An 18,410-nucleotide genomic window follows, 5' to 3' on the forward strand; every position below is an offset into this window, starting at 1 on the left:
TCAGGCTGACACCAGTTGCCTTTCAAACTAGCCCGCCTTGCTGTAATGCAGGATGCTGCTGGTCGGATTCTGCAAGCAAAGGCTAACCACGCCGCTCGCACAGGCCATGGCCTGTGAGAACGGCGTGCTCAGCCTTGGTGCAAGGCGCGAGTGCGCTGATACCCATGCATCGAGAACGCTCAGGCGCCGGCCATCCATTTCGACAGGCCATGGCGGCCACTGACCCCCAGCTTGGCGGTGGCGCGCTTGAGGTAGGTCTCGATCGAACTGGTCTTCAGGTTCAGCCGTTGTGCCAGTTGCGGTACCGTACCGCCGGTCAACAAGCCCATGCACACTTCCTGTTCGCGGACCGAGAGATTGATCGAACCTTGTGCCAGGCGTTCACCGAAGGCGTGGCGCAAGGAGCCGGCGTCCAGTTCCGTCAGGGCGCATCCGGCGCCTTGCTCAAGAAGCTGGCCATGGTGCTCGACCAGCGGCAGCAAGGTGTCGGACAGGCTTTTGAGCTGCGACAGTTCGCTCAGGGAAAAGCCGCGCTGGCTGGGCAGGCGATGAAAGCAGATCACCCAGCGGCGGTTGCCACTGCGTGAAACCAGGTTGCACTGGTGGGCGCTGTGGGGCTGCTGGCGGGCGTTGGGCGGGGCCCTGAACTCGATCAGTAGCGGGTCCTTCATTTGCATGATCGATTGCAGCAGCGGGTGGTGCAGGTAGTCCATGCTCGGCAGATCCTGTTCAAGGCCGGCACTGCCCAGCACCTTGATGCGGCTGACACTGGCCTGGCGCAAGTCCAGGGTCCACTCACTGAGGTCAAGCTTGTGGATCGGCACCTGGGCATCGACCAGGCGCAGCATCTGCTGGGCAAAGGCTTGGGCGCCGGTGCTGGCGATCAATTCGCCCAGTTGCAGGTACAACTGCGGGTCGGGGCGGTAGGCGAGGCTGTCGGTCTGCTTCATATCCTGGTCATCCTTGAGTCAAAGCATCACGGCGGGTATCTCGCGGTCGAGTTCTCCGAGGGCTGTACGAAGGGTGAGGGTATTCAAGCCCGCGTGTTGCTGATGCGTCTGTAATGGAAAACAGGGACAGAAAATGCCACTTATTCCTACTCAGGCAATGGCGAATGTTGGCGGATGGCCAATCTCCTACGCGATTTTCAGCAGCCGTCATCAGGCCTGTGCCTGTCCGGGTTTAAGGGGTCATGCACGCTGGCAGGGCAGTGCTTGAATCGGCAGATGATCAACCATCAGGATCCGCCGACCCATGCCCGCCGCCCACACCTTTGCCCTTACCGCCTCCCAGCGTGACATCTGGCTGGATCAGATCAGCCATGGCGACTCGCCGCGGTACAACGTTGGCGCCTATGTCGACTTCGACGGTGATATCGATGCCGGTCGGCTACGCCAGGCGCTGGTGCACCTGATGGGCCTGCACGAAAGCCTGCGCACGGTGCTGGTGGCGCAGGGCGAGGACAACGGTGTGCCGCGCCAGTGTTTTACCGATGCGCTGGCAGTTGACCTGAGCGAGCATGATCTGCGCGCCAGCCCCGAGCCGTTGGCCGCTGCGCAGGCCTTGATGAAGGCCCGGCTGCAGCGCCCCTATGCGCTGGAGGTGTCACCCTTGTGGGGGACGATGCTGATTCGCCTGGCTGAGCGGCGCTACCTGTTTGCCGTGCATACCCACCACCTGATCCTCGACGGCTGGGGGATAGACCAGATGTTCAAGCAGACCGTCGACTGCTATCGCTTGCTTGAACAGGGCCAACCCTTGCCGGATACGGCGCCGTCCTACCGCGACTTCATCGATGACGACGCCCACTATCAGCAGTCGACGCGTCAGGCCCGTGATCGTGACTACTGGCTGGCCAAATACAAGCAGTTGCCGGATCCTTTGCTGGCACCTCGCGAGCGTGGCGTATTGGTCCAGGCCGAGCCCACGGCGGCCCTTGAACTGCCCTTCGATGCCGGGCTGCTGACGCGCATGCGGCAACTGGCGCAGGACCTGCAGGCCTCCGCGTTTCATGTGTTGCTGGCGGCCTTGCATGTGTGTTGCGCACGTACCTGGCAACGTGACGAGTGGGTGCTCGGCCTGCCGGTGCGCAACCGCAGCAACGCACGGTTCAAGGCAACCATGGGTTTGTTCAGTCAGGTCAGCGCCTTGCACATGGACTTTGGCCGCAGCCAGTCGTTTGCAGCGCTTGTGCGCGCCATTGGCGACACCCTCAAACAGGACTTTCGTCATCAGCGCTTCTCGTTGAGCGACCTGAACCGGGCGCTGGGCGCGCAGCGCGAGGAGCGCTCGCAGCTGTTCGAACTGATGCTGTCCTACGAAGAAGACGACAATGAGCTGCGCTTTGGCCAAACGGCCAGCCATTCCGTGATGATCTGCAACGGCCATGGTCCGACGCCCCTGAGTATTCACCTGCGCAGTAACAGTCACAGCGCCAAGGCCTGCCTGCACCTGGTTTACAGCCACGCCTGGTTCAGTGCCGAGGAGGTCCAGGCGCTGGCCGAGCGTTTGCTTTGTGTGCTGGAGCAGGGTTTGCAACGACCGGAACTGAGCATTGCTGCCTTCGACCTGCTGACCGACAGCGAGCACGCACGCTTGCATGCCTGGAACGCCACCTCGGTGCCCGCCGCGTGCCAGGCGCTGATCCATCGGCGGATCGAGGCTCAGGCGGGGGCCTGGCCGCACGCAGTGGCGGCCCTGCACAACGGCCAGCAACTGAGCTATGGCGAGTTGAACCGCCGGGCCGATATCCTTGCCCGGCACCTGATCGCTCTGGGCACTCAGCCTGAGCAACGTGTCGCGGTGGTCGCCCGGCGCGGGCTGGACACCCTGGTTGGCTTGTTGGCGGTGCTCAAGAGCGGCGCTGCTTACGTACCGATCGACCCTGCGCAACCCCGTGAGCGCCTGGCCTACTTGCTCGATGACAGCGCGCCGCAGGTGGTGCTGACGCAGGCTTCGCTGAGCGAGCGCCTGCCTGCCCATGGTCGGCCACAGATCGAACTCGATTGCTGTGACTGGAGCGAGGCGCTGGACAGTCGCCTGGTGACGGTGGCCCAGAGCGCCAACAACCTGGCCTATGTCATCTACACCTCAGGCTCCACCGGCGAGCCGAAAGGGGTGATGGTCGAGCATCGCATGCTCGCCAACCTGGTCGACTGGAGTTGCAGTGCCTTTGAGCTGGGCCCCGGCCGCCAGCAGTCGTGCCTGGCCGGTTTCGGCTTCGATGCCATGGCCTGGGAAGTCTGGCCGGCACTGTGCAGCGGCGCGACCCTGCACCTGGCGCCGGTACGCGACGGCGCCGAGGATATCGAGGCCTTGCTGCGCTGGTGGCGTGCCCAGCCGCTGGATGTGAGCTTTCTGCCGACGCCGGTGGCTGAGCATGCCTTCGCCCAGGGAGAGTTGCATCCGACCCTGAAAACCTTGCTGGTCGGCGGTGACCGCCTGCGCCGTCTGGGCCGTGAGCAGCGCTACCGGGTGATCAACAACTACGGCCCCACCGAAGCCACGGTGGTAGCCACTGCCGGGCAGGTTCAGGCAGGCCAGCCGCTGCATATCGGTGCGCCAGTGGCCAACACCCGTGTCTACGTGCTCGACGGCCAGCATCGGTTGTTGCCAATCGGCGCAGTCGGTGAGCTCTACATCGGCGGTAGCGGCGTAGCCCGTGGCTATCTGAACCGCCCGCAGCTTACGGCCGAACGCTTTCTCAACGACCCGTTCAGCGACGCTGCCAATGCGCGGATGTATCGTACTGGCGACCTGGTGCGCTGGAACGCCGACGGCAACCTGGAATACCTTGGGCGCAACGACGACCAGGTGAAGATCCGTGGCGTACGGGTCGAGCTTGCAGAAATCGAGGCGGCCCTGGCTAGCCATCCCCGGGTGCGCGAGTGCGTGGTGCTGCTGCGCAACGGCCAGTTGCAGGCCTGGTTCATTGGCGATGCAGCGGCTACCCCGCTGGAGTTGCACGAGCACCTGCGCCAGCGCCTGTCGGCGGCATTGCTGCCGGGTGCCTACACCCACCTGAGGGCCTGGCCGCTGACCGCCAACGGCAAGCTGGATCGCCGCGCGCTACCTGTGGCCGATGATGCAGCCAAGGTTCGGCGGGTGCATGAGGCGCCGCAGGGTGAGGTCGAGCAACGCCTGGCGGCCTTGTGGGCCGAGTTGCTGAAGGTCGAACGGGTAGGGCGCCAGGACCATTTCTTCGAACTGGGCGGCCATTCGCTGCTGGCGGTGCAACTGATCGGACGCATGCGCCAACAGGGCCTGCAGGCTGATGTGCAGGTGCTGTACGGCCAATCGACCCTGGCCAGTCTGGCCGCCGCCGTGGTGGTTGGCGAGGCCGCGCAGGTCCCGGCCAACCGGGTCCCGGTCGACTGTCAACACATTACCCCCGAGCTGCTTGTGCTCACCGAGCTTGACCAGGCGGCCATCGAGCGCATCGTCGCAACGGTGCCCGGGGGTGCCGCCAACGTGCAGGAGATCTATCCGCTGGCGCCGCTGCAGCAGGGCCTGCTCTACCATCATGTCACCGATGCGCGCGACCCTTACCAACAACAGGTGTTGTTCGCCTTTGCCGACCCGCACTGCCTGGCAGCCTTTGCCCAGGCCCTGCAGCGGGTAATCGAGCGCCACGACATCCTGCGCACGAGCCTGGTCTGGGAGGATCTTGAACAGCCTCAGCAAGTGGTATGGCGCAAGGCTCACCTGCAGGTCGAAACCTGGAACCAGGTTGCCCAGGCGGGCGACGTCGGCGCGCAACTGCGCAGTGATTACGATCCGCAGCAACGGCCGCTGGACCTGCGCCGGGCGCCGATGATGGCGCTGGTCACCGCCGAAGATCGCCAGCAGGGGCGCTGGCTGGGGTTGCTGCGGTTCCATCACCTGGTCAACGACGCGGTGTCCATCCAGGTACTGCTGGGCGAACTCGAAGCGTTCATGGCCGGGGGTGGTGAGCAACTGCCTGAGCCGGTGGCGTACCGTGACTATGTTGCGCTCAGTGGCGCTGCCGAGCGCCAGGCCCGTCACCAGGCGTTCTTTCGCGAGCAACTGGCCGGCGTCGAGGCGCCTGTGCCCATCCCGGGCCTGGGCGGTGCGGTGGTTGATGAGGATCAACTGCACACCTGCAGCGAGCACCTCGATGACGTGCTGACCGCCACCTTGCGCACAATGGCCCGCCAGCAGGGCGCCAGCCTTGCCAGCCTCCTGCACCTTGCCTGGGCCCAGGTGCTCGGTACCCTGGCGGTGGTCGACGAGGTCACCGTCGGCACGGTACTGCTGGGGCGGGCCATGGCCGGCAAGAACGCCGATCGCGCCATGGGCATGTTCATCAACAGCCTGCCGCTGCGGGTCAACCTCGCCGGGCAATCGGTCAGCCAGGCCCTGGTGGCAACCCATGGGCGCCTGGCTGCACTGCTGGGCCATGAGGATGCGCCTTTGCTTCTGGCCCAGCGCTGCAGCGGCCTGGCGGCGGGCACGCCGTTGTTCAACAGCCTGATCAACTACCGCTATGGCGCGGTGGTGCAGGGCCAGGTACTGCCGGGGGTGACCCTGGTCGAGGCCAGCGAAGTACTCAGCCATGGCCTGGTGCTGACCGTGGATGATCAGGAGCAGACCCTGCAGTTGGCCGTCCGTGCGCCACGGGCGATCGGTGCGCAACGGCTGCTGGACGCGCTGTCGAGTACCTTGCGGCAACTGGGCCAGGCCTTGGCCGAGGGCGGGCATGGCGCGCTGGAGGCGCTGTGCAGTGTGCCTGCCGCGGAGTTGCAGTGCCTGTTACACGGTTTCAACAACACCGACGACCGCAAAAGCCCGCTGGATCAGACGCTGCCGGCGCTGTTCGAGGCCCAGGTGCGGCGCACGCCACAGGCCATCGCGCTGCAGAGCGAGGAAGCCAGCCTCGACTACCAGACCCTCAATGCCCAGGCCAATCGCCTGGCTCATCGCCTGCTGAGCCTTGGCGTCGGTCCCGATACCCGGGTGGCGGTCTGCGTTGAGCGTGGGGTGGCAATGATGGTCGCCTTGCTTGGAGTGCTCAAGGCCGGTGGCGCCTACGTGCCCCTGGACCCTGGTTACCCGGCCGAGCGCCTGCAGTTTTTGCTGGCTGACAGCGCGCCCCAGGTACTGTTGGTGCACGGTGCCACCCGCGGCCTGTTCGAGCCGTCGCGGGTAACGCTTCTGGACCTGGACCAGGACGCTTGGCAAGTCGGCGCTGATCAAAATCCACAGGTCCCGGGGCTGGGCCCGGCGCAGTTGGCCTACGTGATGTACACCTCGGGCTCCACGGGCACGCCCAAGGGGGTGATGATCGAGCATCGCGGCCTGTGCAACCTGATGCACTGGGGCTCGCAGATCTGCCCGCCACGGCCGGGCGATGCCTTGCTGCAACGGGCGCCGTTCACCTTCGATGGCTCGGTGTGGGAGCTGTTCTGGCCGCTGACGGCGGGCCTGCGCCTGGTCCTGGCGCGGCCGGACGGGCACCGCGATCCGGCCTACCTGGTGCAATTGATCCAGGCACGCCAGGTGACGCTGATCAAGTTCGTGCCGGCACTGCTGCACCAGTTTCTCGAGGAGCCAGGCGTCGAGTACTGCACCAGCCTGACTGACATCTTCTGCGGCGGTGGCGAGCTGACCCTGGCATTGCTGGCCAGTGTGCGCCAGCGTCTGCCTAAGGTGCGCTTGCACAACGTCTATGGTCCTACCGAGGCCACCGTGGACAGCACGGCCTGGACCCTGCGGGCCGATGAACCGCTGCCGCTACAGGTGCCGCCAATCGGCCGGCCGATCGCCAACACCCAGCTGTATGTGCTCGATGCCCATGACCGCCCGGTGCCGCTGGGTGCGGTGGGGCAGTTACACATCGGTGGCGTCGGCGTGGCGCGTGGCTACCTGGGGCTACCGGACTTGCAGGCGCAACGTTTTATCGCCAGCCCCTTCGTTGACGGCGATCGCTTGTACCGTACCGGCGATCTGGTGCGCTACCGCCAGGACGGCCAGCTCGACTTTCTCGGCCGCAACGATTTTCAGGTCAAGCTGCGTGGGCTGCGGGTCGAGCTCGGCGAGATCGAGGCATTGCTGGTCGCGCACCCGGCGATCAGCCAGTGCGTGGTGCTGATGCGCGAAGAGCGTCTGGTGGCCTATTTCACCTGTTGCGAAGGTGCCCGTACGCCGGCCCTGGAAGTCCTGCGCAACCACTTGCTGGCGCGCATGCCCGAATACATGGTGCCGTCGGCGTACGTGGCGCTGGCGCAACTGCCGCTGAGCAGCAATGGCAAGGTCGATCGCCAGGCGCTGCCGGCCCCCGGCGCCGAAGCGGTGATCAGCCGCACCTACCAGGCGCCGCAGGGCGAGCTGGAAACGGCGCTGGCAGACATCTGGACCCAGGTGCTGAAAATCGAGCAAGTCGGTCGCGACGACAACTTCTTCGAACTGGGGGGCCATTCGCTGCTTGCCGTCAACCTGGTGGCGCGCATGCGCCAGGCCGGGTTGCATGTCGATGCACGGACCTTGTTCAGCCAGCCGACCCTGGCGGGCCTTGCGGCCAGCACCCAGCGCCAGCCGCTGCAGGTGGCCATTCCCGAGACGACCATCCCGAGCCTGGGCACGCGGCGGCGTCTGTGAAATACCCGGGGCCGCCTGGCGGCCCCGGGCTAGAGCGGCCTTGTCCCGGCTTCCCATGTCAGACCGGCCGGTCATGATCCATTAGCGTGTCGACGATTTCCCTTTTGGCAAAGCAGGATGCTTACCGATGCTCTTCAGCGAACTGATGGCTGCGCTCTCCACCCATGCAATCCGACTCCAGCGTGAAGACCAGGACCTGATTGTCCTGGGCGATGACGAAACCCTGGACGACAGCCTGTGGGAGGCGCTGTCGCGGCACAAGCCAGCGTTACTGGCCATGCTCGCTGAACAGGATGACGACTGGTTGAGCCCGGCGTTTCGCATCACCCCGGACATGCTGCCGCTGGTCGACCTCGACCAGGCCGCGATCGACCGTATCGTCGCAAGCGTCCCCGGTGGGGCGGCGAACGTCCAGGATATCTACCCGCTGGCGCCGCTGCAGCAGGGCATGCTCTACCATCACCTGTCGGCCGACGACGGTGATCCGTACCTGTCGCAAGTGCAACTGCGCTTTGCCAGCCGCGAGCACCTGGAGGCTTTCGCCGCCGGACTGCAGTGGGTGATCCAGCGTCATGACATTCTGCGTACTGCGCTGCACTGGGAGTGCCTCGATTCGCCGGTGCAGGTGGTCTGGCGCGAGGCGCAACTGATGCGCGAGGCCGTTGCCGTGGACGGCGCCGAGGCGCTGGCGCAGTTGTGCCGCCGTTTTGACCCCCGGCACTACCGCCTGGACCTGCACCAGGCGCCGTTGATGCAACTGATGCACGCCCGTGGCGAAGGTCAGGCGTGGGTGGCATTGCTGTCGTTCCACCACACCGTGATGGACCACACTGCGCTTGATATTGTGCGCCGCGAAATTCACGCGCACCTGACCGGCGAGACTGCCCAGCTGGCCGCACCGGTGGCGTTTCGCAATGTGCTGGCCGAGGCGCGCCTGGCCCTGGATGAGCAAGCCCACGAGAACTTCTTCACCCAGATGCTCGCCGACATCGACGCGCCGACCCTGGCGTTCGGCCTGCAGGACAAGGGCGATCAGGCGCTGGAAGAGGCGCGCCTTACCCTTGCACCGTCGCTCAGCCGCCGCCTGCGCGAGCAGGCGCGGCAACTGGGGGTGAGCCCGGCAAGTGTGCTGCACCTGGGCTTCGCCCGCCTGCTGGGGCAATTGTCGGCCCGCCAGAACGTGGTATTCGGCAGCGTGCTGCTGGGGCGCATGAGCGCCGGCGCGCATGAGCGCCGGCGCCGGTGGCGACCAGGCGTTGGGCATGTTCATCAATACCCTGCCGCTGCGCGTCGACCTGGGCCAGCACGGCGCACGCGATGCCCTGCTGGCGACCCACCGGCGGCTCAGCACCTTGCTCGGCCATGAACAGGCCTCGTTGGCACTGGCCCAGCGTTGCAGCGCCGTCGCGGCGCCGACGCCGCTGTTCAACAGTTTGCTCAACTACCGCCATAGCGCTGTCGGCGATGCCGCCGAGATCATCCCGGTGGCACCGGGCATCGATATCGTCGGGGCCCAGGAGCGCACCGACTATCCCTTGACCGTGAGCGTCGATGACCTGGGCGAAGACTTCCGGCTGAGCGTGCAAGCGCTCGCCGAATGGGGCGCCCAGCGCCTCTGTGAGTTGCTGGAGCAGACATTGGCCAGCCTGGTCGAGGCCCTGGAACACACGCCTTCGCTGGCCACTCAGGCGCTTGTAGTCCTGCCGGCACAAGAGCGTGAGCGGCTTGTGCACGATTTCAATGCCACGGCCCAGGCTTACGCGCAGGGGCGCACCGTGCATGCCTTGGTTGAGGACCAGGCGCGCCGTGCCCCCGAGGCCGTGGCGCTGACCCAGGATGGCCTGGCCCTGAGCTATGGCGAGCTGAACCGGCGTGCCAACCGCCTGGCCCACGGCTTGATCGCACGCGGTGTGCAACGGGGCGACCGGGTCGCCCTGTGCCTGCCGCGCAGCGCCGAGCGGGTCATTGGCCTGCTGGCCGTGCTCAAGGCCGGTGCTGCCTATGTGCCGGTGGACCCGAACTACCCGGCCGAACGTATCGCCTACCTGCTGGCCGACAGCGCACCGAGCCTGGTGCTGGCCGATTCGCGCATCGCCGGGTTGGCGAGCAACGTGCCACGCCTCGACCTCGACCAGCCGGGCGCCTACCACCAGGCCGATACCAATCCGCAGGTGCCAGGGCTCAATGCGCAGCAACTGGCCTACGTGGTCTACACCTCTGGTTCTACCGGCCAGCCCAAGGGCGTGATGATTGAACACCATGCCCTGGCCAATCTGGTGCACTGGCATTGCCAGGCCTTCGACGTGGCGGCCGGTACGCACACCTCAAGCGTTGCAGGCTTTGGTTTCGACGCCATGGCCTGGGAAGTCTGGCCAGCGTTGTGCGCCGGCGCCACGTTGCACCTGCCGCCTGTGCACATCGGCAACGAGCATGTCGATGAGCTGCTTGACTGGTGGCTGGAACAACCACTGGCGGTCAGCTTCCTGCCCACGCCGGTGGCCGAGCAGGCCTTGCGCCGCGAACATCAACATCCAACGCTACGCACCTTGCTGATCGGCGGCGACCGCCTGCGCCAGTTCGAGCGTGATCCAGGCTTTGCCGTGATCAACAACTACGGCCCGACCGAGACCACAGTGGTTGCCACTTCCGGACGCGTAATGCCGAACGGCGCGCTGGATATCGGCCGCCCCATTGCCAATACCCGCGTATATGTTCTCGACGAGGGCCTGCAGCCGGTACCAGTAGGTGTCACGGGCGAGCTGTACATCGGCGGCGCGCAGGTAGCGCGGGGCTACCTGAACCGCCCCGAACTGACGGCAGAGCGTTTCCTCGACGACCCGTTCAGCGATGCACCGGGCGCACGCATGTACCGCAGCGGCGACCTGGTGCGCTGGAATGCCGACGGCACCCTGGACTATCTGGGCCGTAACGATGATCAGGTGAAAATCCGCGGCGTGCGGGTCGAGCTGGGCGAGGTCGAGGCGGCACTGGCTGTGCAGCCGGGCATTGGCGACGCTGTGGCACTGGTGCGCGGCGAGCGGCTGCTGGCCTGGTTTACCGAAACCGCGCCGGTCGACCTTGATTCGCTACGCCATGCCCTGCAAGCCAAGCTGCCGGCGCACCTGGTGCCGCAAGCATTTATGCGCCTGGAACAGTGGCCGCTGACCAGCCACGGCAAGTTGGACCGCCGCGCGCTGCCGGACCCGGACCCGATGGCGCTGATCAGTCAGGTGTATGAAGCGCCGCAAAACGATGCCGAAGCCACCATGGCGGCGGTGTGGGCCGAGGTGCTGGGCGTTGAGCGGGTAGGGCGTCACGACAACTTCTTCGAGCTGGGTGGCCACTCGCTGTTGGCGGTGACCCTGGTCGAGCGCCTGCGCAAGGCTGGCCTGGTCATTGATGTGCGGGTACTGTTCGCCCAACCGACCCTGGCCGCGCTTGCCGGTGCGGCTGGCGGCAGCCGCGAGGTGGCGGTGCCGGCCAACCGGGTGCCGGACAATGCCGAGCGCATCACTCCGGACATGCTCAGCCTGATCGAGCTGAGCCAGGCCGATATCGAACGCATCGTTGCCACAGTGCCGGGCGGTGCTGGCAACGTGCAGGAGATCTACCCGCTGGCGCCCCTGCAGGAAGGCGTGCTCTATCATCACCTGAGTGCCGAGCACGGCGACCCCTACCTGTTGCAGACCCGCCTGGCCTTCGACAGCGTCGAGCGCTTGCTGGCCTGGGCCGGTGCCTTGCAGCAAGTGATCGATCGCCATGACATTCTGCGCACCGCAGTGCTCTGGAAAGGGCTGGCACAGCCGGTTCAGGTGGTCTGGCGCAACGCCGAGCTGGCCGTGATCGAAACCGACACGCTGCCGGACGAGCCGAGCCTGGACCTGTCCCAGGCACCGCTCACGCGCCTGTACTACAGCCTGGACCCGGCCAACCATCAGGTGCTGGCGATCCTGCTGTTCCATCACCTGACCCTCGATCACACCGCCATGGACGTGGTCGCCGGCGAAATGCGCGCGCTGCTGTTCGGCCAGGCGCAGACCCTGCCGGCCGCCGTGCCTTATCGCAACTATGTGGCCCAGGCGTGCCTGGGCGATCAGGCGGGCCACGAAGCGTTCTTCCGTGAAATGCTTGGCGACGTCGATGAGCCGACCTTGCCGCTGGGCCTTGCCGATGTGCAGGGCGACGGTCGCAGCATCGACACTGCTTTTCAGGCGCTCGACGTCGAAGTTGGCCTGCGCCTGCGCAGCCAGGCGCGTCAGCTCGGGGTCAGCGCCGCGAGCCTGATGCACCTGGCCTGGGCGCGTGTGCTCGGGGTACTTGCCAACCGTCGCGACGTGGTCTTCGGCACCGTGCTGATGGGCCGTCTGCAAGGCGGCGAAGGCGCCGACCGCGCGCTGGGCATGTTCATCAATACCTTGCCGTTGCGGGTCGATACCGGGGCCGCAGTGCGCTCGGCGGTACGCGCGACCCACCGCAGCCTGTCGGCATTGCTCGGCCACGAGCACGCGCCCCTGGCCCTGGCCCAGCGCTGCAGCGGCGTGGCGGTGTCCTCGCCGCTGTTCAGCGCCTTGCTCAACTACCGCCACACTGCCGACGATGCGCCGCGCGAGGGTGAGGGCATCTGGGCGGGCGTGCGCCTGCTCGGTGGCCAAGAGCGCAGCAACTACCCACTGACCCTGAGCGTTAACGACCTGGGTAAAGGTTTCAGCTTCAACGTACTGGCGGTGCCAGGTATTGGCGCGCAGCGGGTGGCCCAGTGGATGGCCAATGCTGTGGTTCAACTGCTGCAGGTATTGGAGCAGGGGCTGGAGACGGCAGTCGATGGCTTGCCGATCCTCGCTGGCGCTGAACGCCGGCAATTGCTGGAAAACTTCAACCCAACGGCTCAGGTATTCCCCAAGGGGCACACCGTGCACGCCTTGGTCGAAGCCCAGGCTCTGCGTGCCCCCGAGGCCGTGGCATTGACCCAGGATGGCCTGGCCCTGAGCTACGGCGAGCTGAACCGGCGCGCCAACCGCCTGGCCCACGGCTTGATCGCACGCGGTGTGCAACGGGGCGACCGGGTCGCCCTGTGCCTGCCGCGCAGCGCCGAGCGGATAATCGGCTTGCTGGCCGTGCTCAAAGCCGGTGCTGCCTACGTGCCGGTGGACCCGAACTACCCGGCCGAACGTATCGCCTACCTGCTGGCCGACAGTGCGCCGAGCCTGGTGCTGGCCGATTCGAGTATCGAAGGGTTGGCGGCCAGCGTGCCGCGGCTCGACCTCGACCAGCTGGGCGCCTACCACCCGGCCGATGACAACCCGCAGGTGCCAGGGCTCAACGCACAGCAGTTGGCCTACGTGGTCTACACCTCCGGCTCCACTGGCCAGCCCAAGGGCGTGATGATCGAGCACCATGCCCTGGCCAACCTGGTGCACTGGCATTGCCAGGCCTTCGACGTGGCGGCCGGCACGCACACCGCAAGCGTCGCAGGCTTTGGCTTCGACGCCATGGCCTGGGAAGTCTGGCCAGCGCTGTGCGCCGGGGCCACGTTGCACCTGCCGCCTGTGCACATCGGCAACGAGCATGTCGATGAACTGCTCGACTGGTGGCTAGCACAACCACTGGCCGTCAGCTTCCTGCCCACGCCGGTGGCCGAGCAGGCCCTGCGCCGCGAGCGTCAGCATCCGACCCTGCGGACTCTGTTGATCGGCGGTGATCGTCTGCGTCAGTTCGAACGCGATCCAGGCTTTGCCGTGATCAACAACTACGGCCCGACCGAGACCACAGTGGTTGCCACTTCTGGCCAAATCCTGGCCAATGGTGAACTGCATATTGGCCGGCCCATCGCCAACACCCGCGTGTATGTCCTCGACGAGAGCCTGCAACCGGTACCAGTAGGTGTCACGGGCGAGCTGTACATCGGCGGCGTGCAGGTGGCGCGGGGTTACCTGAACCGCCCCGAACTGACGGCAGAGCGTTTCCTCGACGACCCGTTCAGCGATGCACCGGGCGCACGCATGTACCGCAGCGGCGACCTGGTACGCTGGAATGCCGACGGCACCCTGGACTATCTGGGCCGCAACGACGATCAGGTGAAGATCCGTGGTGTGCGGGTTGAATTGGGCGAGATCGAGGCGGCCCTGGCCGCGCAACCGAGCATTGACGACGCTGTGGTACTGGTACGCGGCGAGTGGCTGCTGGCCTGGTTTACCGAAACTGCGCCGGTCGACCTCAATTCGCTACGCCAGGCCCTGCAAGCCAAGCTGCCAGCGCATTTGGTGCCGCAGGCGTTCGTGCGCCTGGAGCAGTGGCCGCTGACCAGCCACGGTAAGCTGGACCGCCGCGCACTACCGGACCCGGACCCGACGGCGCTGCTTGGCCAGGTGTATGAAGCGCCGCAAAATGATGTCGAAGTGACCATGGCAGCGGTGTGGGCCGAGGTGCTGGGGGTCGAGCGGGTAGGGCGTCACGACAACTTCTTCGAACTGGGCGGTCATTCGCTGCTGGCCGTGACCCTGATCGAACGCCTGCGTCAGCAAGAGCTGCCCACCGATGTGCGGGTGCTTTTCAACCAACCGACTGTCGCTGCGCTGGCGGCGGCGCTGGGCCAGGGGCGTCAGGTCGTGGTACCGGAGAACCGTATCCCGGCCGCGTGCTCACACATTACCCCCGACATGTTGCCGCTGGTGACGCTGAGCCAGGCCGATATCGATCGAATCGTCGCCACGGTGCCGGGCGGTGCTGCCAACGTACAGGACATATACCCGTTGGCGCCGTTGCAGGAAGGCATCCTCTATCACCACCTGAGCGCCCTCGGCGACGACCCCTACCTGCTGCAATGGCGTCTGGCCTTTGACAGCCAGGCGCGTCTGCACGCCTTCGCCAGCGCCCTGGACCAGGTCATCGCCCGCCATGACATCCTGCGTACCGCCGTGCTCTGGGACAGCCTGCCACAACCGCTGCAAGTGGTCCTGCGCAACGTCCCCTCAGTGGTGAGCGCGGGCGCGGTACTAGACCTGAGCACCGCCCCCCTGATCCGCCTGCTCTACACCCAAGCCACCAGTGCTTCGCAGATCGAAGCCACCCTGCAGTTCCACCACATCGCGCTTGACCAAACCGCCATGAAGGTCGTGCTCGAAGAGATCCGCGACCACCTGCATGGCCAGACGCCGCAACATCCGCCGGTGCCGTTCCGCAACTATGTGGCCCAGACGCGCCTGGGCGATCAGGCCAGCCACGAAGCGTTCTTCCGTGAAATGCTCGGCGACGTCGATGAGCCGACCTTGCCGCTGGGCTTTGCCGATATACAGGGCGATGGCCGCAGCATCGACACTGCGCACCAGGTCCTCGACGGCGAAGTCGGCCTGCGCCTGCGCAGCCAGGCACGTCAGCTCGGGGTCAGCGCCGCGAGCCTGATGCACCTGGCCTGGGCGCGGGTGCTCGGCGTACTTGCCAACCGGCGCGACGTAGTCTTCGGCAGCGTTCTACTGGGACGCATGAGCGCCGGCGCCGGCGGCGACCGGGCGCTGGGCATGTTCATCAATACCTTGCCGTTGCGGGTCGACACCGGGGCCTGCGCGCGGGAGGCAGTACACGCGACCCACCGCAGCCTGTCGGCATTGCTCGGCCACGAGCATGCGCCCCTGACCCTGGCCCAGCGCTGCAGCGGCGTGGCAGTGTCCTCGCCGCTGTTCAGCGCCTTGCTCAACTACCGCCACAGTGCCGACGATGCGCCGCGCGAGGGTGAAGGCATCTTGGCGGGTGTGCACCTGCTGGGTGGGCAAGAGCGTAGCAACTACCCGCTGACCCTGAGTGTGAACGACCAGGGTAAAGGCTTCAGCTTCAGCGTACTGGCGGTACCGGGTATTGGTGCGCAACGGGTGGCCCGGTGGATGGCCAATGCTGTGGTCCAACTGCTGCTGGTGCTGGAGCAGGGGCTGGAGACTGCGGTCGATTGCCTGCCGATCCTCGATGGCGATGAACGCCGGCAACTGCTGGAGAATTTCAACCCAACAGCCCAGGCATTCCCCAAGGGGCACACCGTGCACGCCTTGGTCGAGGCCCAGGCCCTGCGTGCCCCCGAGGCCGTGGCGCTGACCCAGGACGGCCTGGCCCTGAGCTATGGCGAGTTGAACCGGCGCGCCAACCGCCTGGCCCATGGCCTGATCGAGCGCGGTGTGCAATTGGGCGACCGGGTTGCCCTGTGCCTGCCGCGCAGCGCCGAGCGGGTCATCGGCCTGCTGGCGGTGCTCAAGGCCGGTGCTGCCTATGTGCCTGTGGACCCGAACTACCCGGCCGAACGTATCGCCTACCTGCTTGCCGACAGCGCACCCACCCTGGTGCTGGCCGATTCGTGCATCGACGGGCTGGCGAACAATGTGCCACGCCTCGACCTCGACCAGCCGGGCGCCTACCACCAGGCCGATACCAATCCGCAGGTGCCAGGGCTCAATGCGCAGCAACTGGCCTACGTGGTCTACACCTCCGGTTCCACCGGCCAGCCAAAGGGCGTGATGATCGAACACCATGCCCTGGCCAACCTGGTGCACTGGCATTGCCAGGCGTTTGAAGTGACGGCCGGCACGCACACCGCAAGCGTCGCAGGCTTTGGCTTCGACGCCATGGCCTGGGAAGTCTGGCCGGCGTTGTGCGCTGGGGCCACATTGCACCTGCCGCCTGTGCACATCGGCAACGAGCATGTCGATGAACTGCTCGACTGGTGGCTGGAACAACCACTGGCGGTCAGTTTCCTGCCCACGCCGGTGGCCGAGCAGGCCCTGCGCCGCGAACGTCAGCATCCGACCCTGCGGATTCTGTTGATCGGTGGTGATCGCCTGCGCCAGTTCGAGCGCGATCCGGGCTTTGCCGTGATCAACAACTACGGCCCGACCGAAACCACAGTAGTCGCCACTTCTGGCCAGATCCTGGCCAATGGTCCACTGCATATTGGCCGCCCCATCGCCAACACCCGCGTGTATGTCCTCGACGAGGGCCTGCAACCGGTGCCGGTGGGTGTCACGGGCGAGCTGTACATCGGCGGCGCACAGGTGGCGCGGGGCTACCTGAACCGCCCCGAACTGACGGCAGAGCGTTTCCTCGACGACCCGTTCAGCGATGCACCGGGCGCACGCATGTACCGCAGCGGCGACCTGGTGCGCTGGAATGCCGACGGCACCCTGGACTATCTGGGCCGTAACGATGATCAGGTGAAAATCCGCGGCGTGCGGGTCGAGCTGGGTGAGATCGAGGCGGCACTGGCTGTGCAGCCGGGCATTGGCGACGCTGTGGCACTGGTGCGCGGCGAGCGGCTGCTGGCCTGGTTTACCGAAACCGCGCCGGTCGACCTTGATTCGCTACGCCATGCCCTGCAAGCCAAGCTGCCGGCGCACCTGGTGCCGCAAGCATTTATGCGCCTGGAACAGTGGCCGCTAACCAGCCACGGCAAGCTGGACCGCCGCGCGCTGCCGGATCCAGACCCGGCGGCGCTGCTTGGTCAGGCCTATGAAGCACCGCAAAACGATGCCGAAGCGACCATGGCGGCGGTGTGGGCCGAGGTGCTGGGTGTCGAGCGGGTAGGGCGTCACGATAATTTCTTCGAACTGGGCGGCCATTCGCTGCTGGCCGTCAGCCTGACCGCGCGCCTGCGCCTGGAAGGTTTGCAAATCGATGTGCGTACCCTGTTTGGCCAGCCGACCGTGGCCGCACTGGCCGCAACCCTGGGTAATGATCGTCAGGTGACGGTGCCCGAGAACCGTATCCCTGACGCCTGTACCCGGATCACCCCGGACATGCTCAGCCTGATCGAACTCGACCAGACGGCCATTGCCCGTATTGTCGCCAGCGTTGCTGGCGGCGCCGCCAACATCCAGGACATCTACCCGCTGGCACCGCTGCAGGAAGGCGTTCTTTATCACCACCTGCGTGCGCCGGAGCACGATCCCTATGTGCTCTACTCGCGGCTGAAATTCGACAGCCTGGAACGTCTGCAGCGCTTTGCCGCAGCCCTGGACCGGGTCATCGCCCGCCATGACGTGCTGCGCACCGTAGTGCTCTGGGACAGCCTGCCGCAACCGCTGCAAGTGGTCCTGCGCAATGTCCCTTCAGTAGTGGAATCAGGCTTGGTGGGAGCGGGCTTGCCCCGCGATAGCTCCACCTCGCCAATGGACCTGAGCACCGCCCCCCTGATCCGTCTGTTCCACACCCAGGTTCCCGGCGCCACACACATCGAAGCCACCCTGCAGTTCCACCACATTGTCCTCGACCATACCGCCCTGGAGGTGGTCGGCGAGGAACTCAATGCTTACCTGCAGGGCGCCGCAGCACCGGCACATGCCCCGGTGCCTTACCGCAACTATGTGGCCCAGGCGCGCCTGGGTATCAGCCAGGCCGAGCATGAGGCCTTCTTCCGCGAGCAACTGGCCGACATCGATGAACCGACCCTGGCCTATGGGTTGAGCGATGTCCAAGGCGATGGCTGCAACTTACAGGAAGTGAAGGTGCAACTGTCGACCGAGCTTGCCGCGGGCCTGCGCCGCCAGGCGCGGCAGCTGGGCATCAGCGTCGCTAGCCTGTTTCACCTGGCCTGGGCGCGCCTGCTGGGTGCGGCCAGCGGCAAGCACAGCGTGGTCTTCGGCACCGTGCTGCTCGGTCGCCTGCAAGGTGGCGAGGGCGCCGAACGGGCGCTGGGCATGTTCATCAACACCTTGCCGTTGCGGGTCGACCTGGCAGGGGTAAGCCTGTATGACGCGGCCCATGCACCCACCAGCGCCTCAGCGCGCTGCTGACCCATGAGCACGCCTCGCTGGCCCTGG

General features: G+C 66.1%; 4 protein-coding genes. 3 read left to right on the plus strand and 1 reads right to left on the minus strand.

Going from position 1 to position 18,410, the window contains the following annotated elements:
* Positions 1–179: 179 nt before the first annotated feature.
* On the minus strand, positions 180–950 hold the full coding sequence (locus tag M5G17_RS09470; protein ID WP_273892672.1) for a helix-turn-helix transcriptional regulator: 771 nt from the start codon (positions 948–950) through the stop codon (positions 180–182).
* Positions 951–1,254: 304 nt separating this feature from the next.
* Between M5G17_RS09470 and M5G17_RS09475 the strand changes: the two genes are divergently transcribed.
* The 3 genes from M5G17_RS09475 (at position 1,255) to M5G17_RS09485 (ending at position 18,383) form a co-directional block, all read left to right on the plus strand.
* Positions 1,255–7,617 carry a non-ribosomal peptide synthetase gene (locus tag M5G17_RS09475; protein WP_273892673.1) on the plus strand — a complete coding sequence of 2,121 codons (6,363 nt, stop codon included), beginning with the start codon at positions 1,255–1,257 and terminating at the stop codon, positions 7,615–7,617.
* A 127-nt stretch (positions 7,618–7,744) separates the two neighbouring features.
* On the plus strand, positions 7,745–8,983 hold the full coding sequence (locus M5G17_RS09480) for a condensation domain-containing protein (protein ID WP_273892674.1): 1,239 nt from the start codon (positions 7,745–7,747) through the stop codon (positions 8,981–8,983).
* Positions 8,880–18,383 (plus strand): non-ribosomal peptide synthetase, encoded by a 9,504-nt coding sequence (locus M5G17_RS09485; RefSeq protein ID WP_273892683.1) that lies wholly within the window; start codon positions 8,880–8,882, stop codon positions 18,381–18,383. The genes M5G17_RS09480 and M5G17_RS09485 overlap by 104 nt, the downstream gene beginning before the upstream one ends.
* Positions 18,384–18,410: the final 27 nt, after the last annotated feature.

It is taken from the genome of Pseudomonas rubra (genome assembly GCF_028656935.1).
Lineage (GTDB): Bacteria > Pseudomonadota > Gammaproteobacteria > Pseudomonadales > Pseudomonadaceae > Aquipseudomonas > Aquipseudomonas rubra.

Coding starts and splice junctions, on each gene's coding strand:
- M5G17_RS09470 (WP_273892672.1), bottom strand. CDS start 950: ATGAAGCAGACCGACAGCCTCGCCTACCGCCCCGACCCGCAGTTGTAC.
- M5G17_RS09475 (WP_273892673.1), top strand. CDS start 1,255: ATGCCCGCCGCCCACACCTTTGCCCTTACCGCCTCCCAGCGTGACATC.
- M5G17_RS09480 (WP_273892674.1), top strand. CDS start 7,745: ATGCTCTTCAGCGAACTGATGGCTGCGCTCTCCACCCATGCAATCCGA.
- M5G17_RS09485 (WP_273892683.1), top strand. CDS start 8,880: ATGTTCATCAATACCCTGCCGCTGCGCGTCGACCTGGGCCAGCACGGC.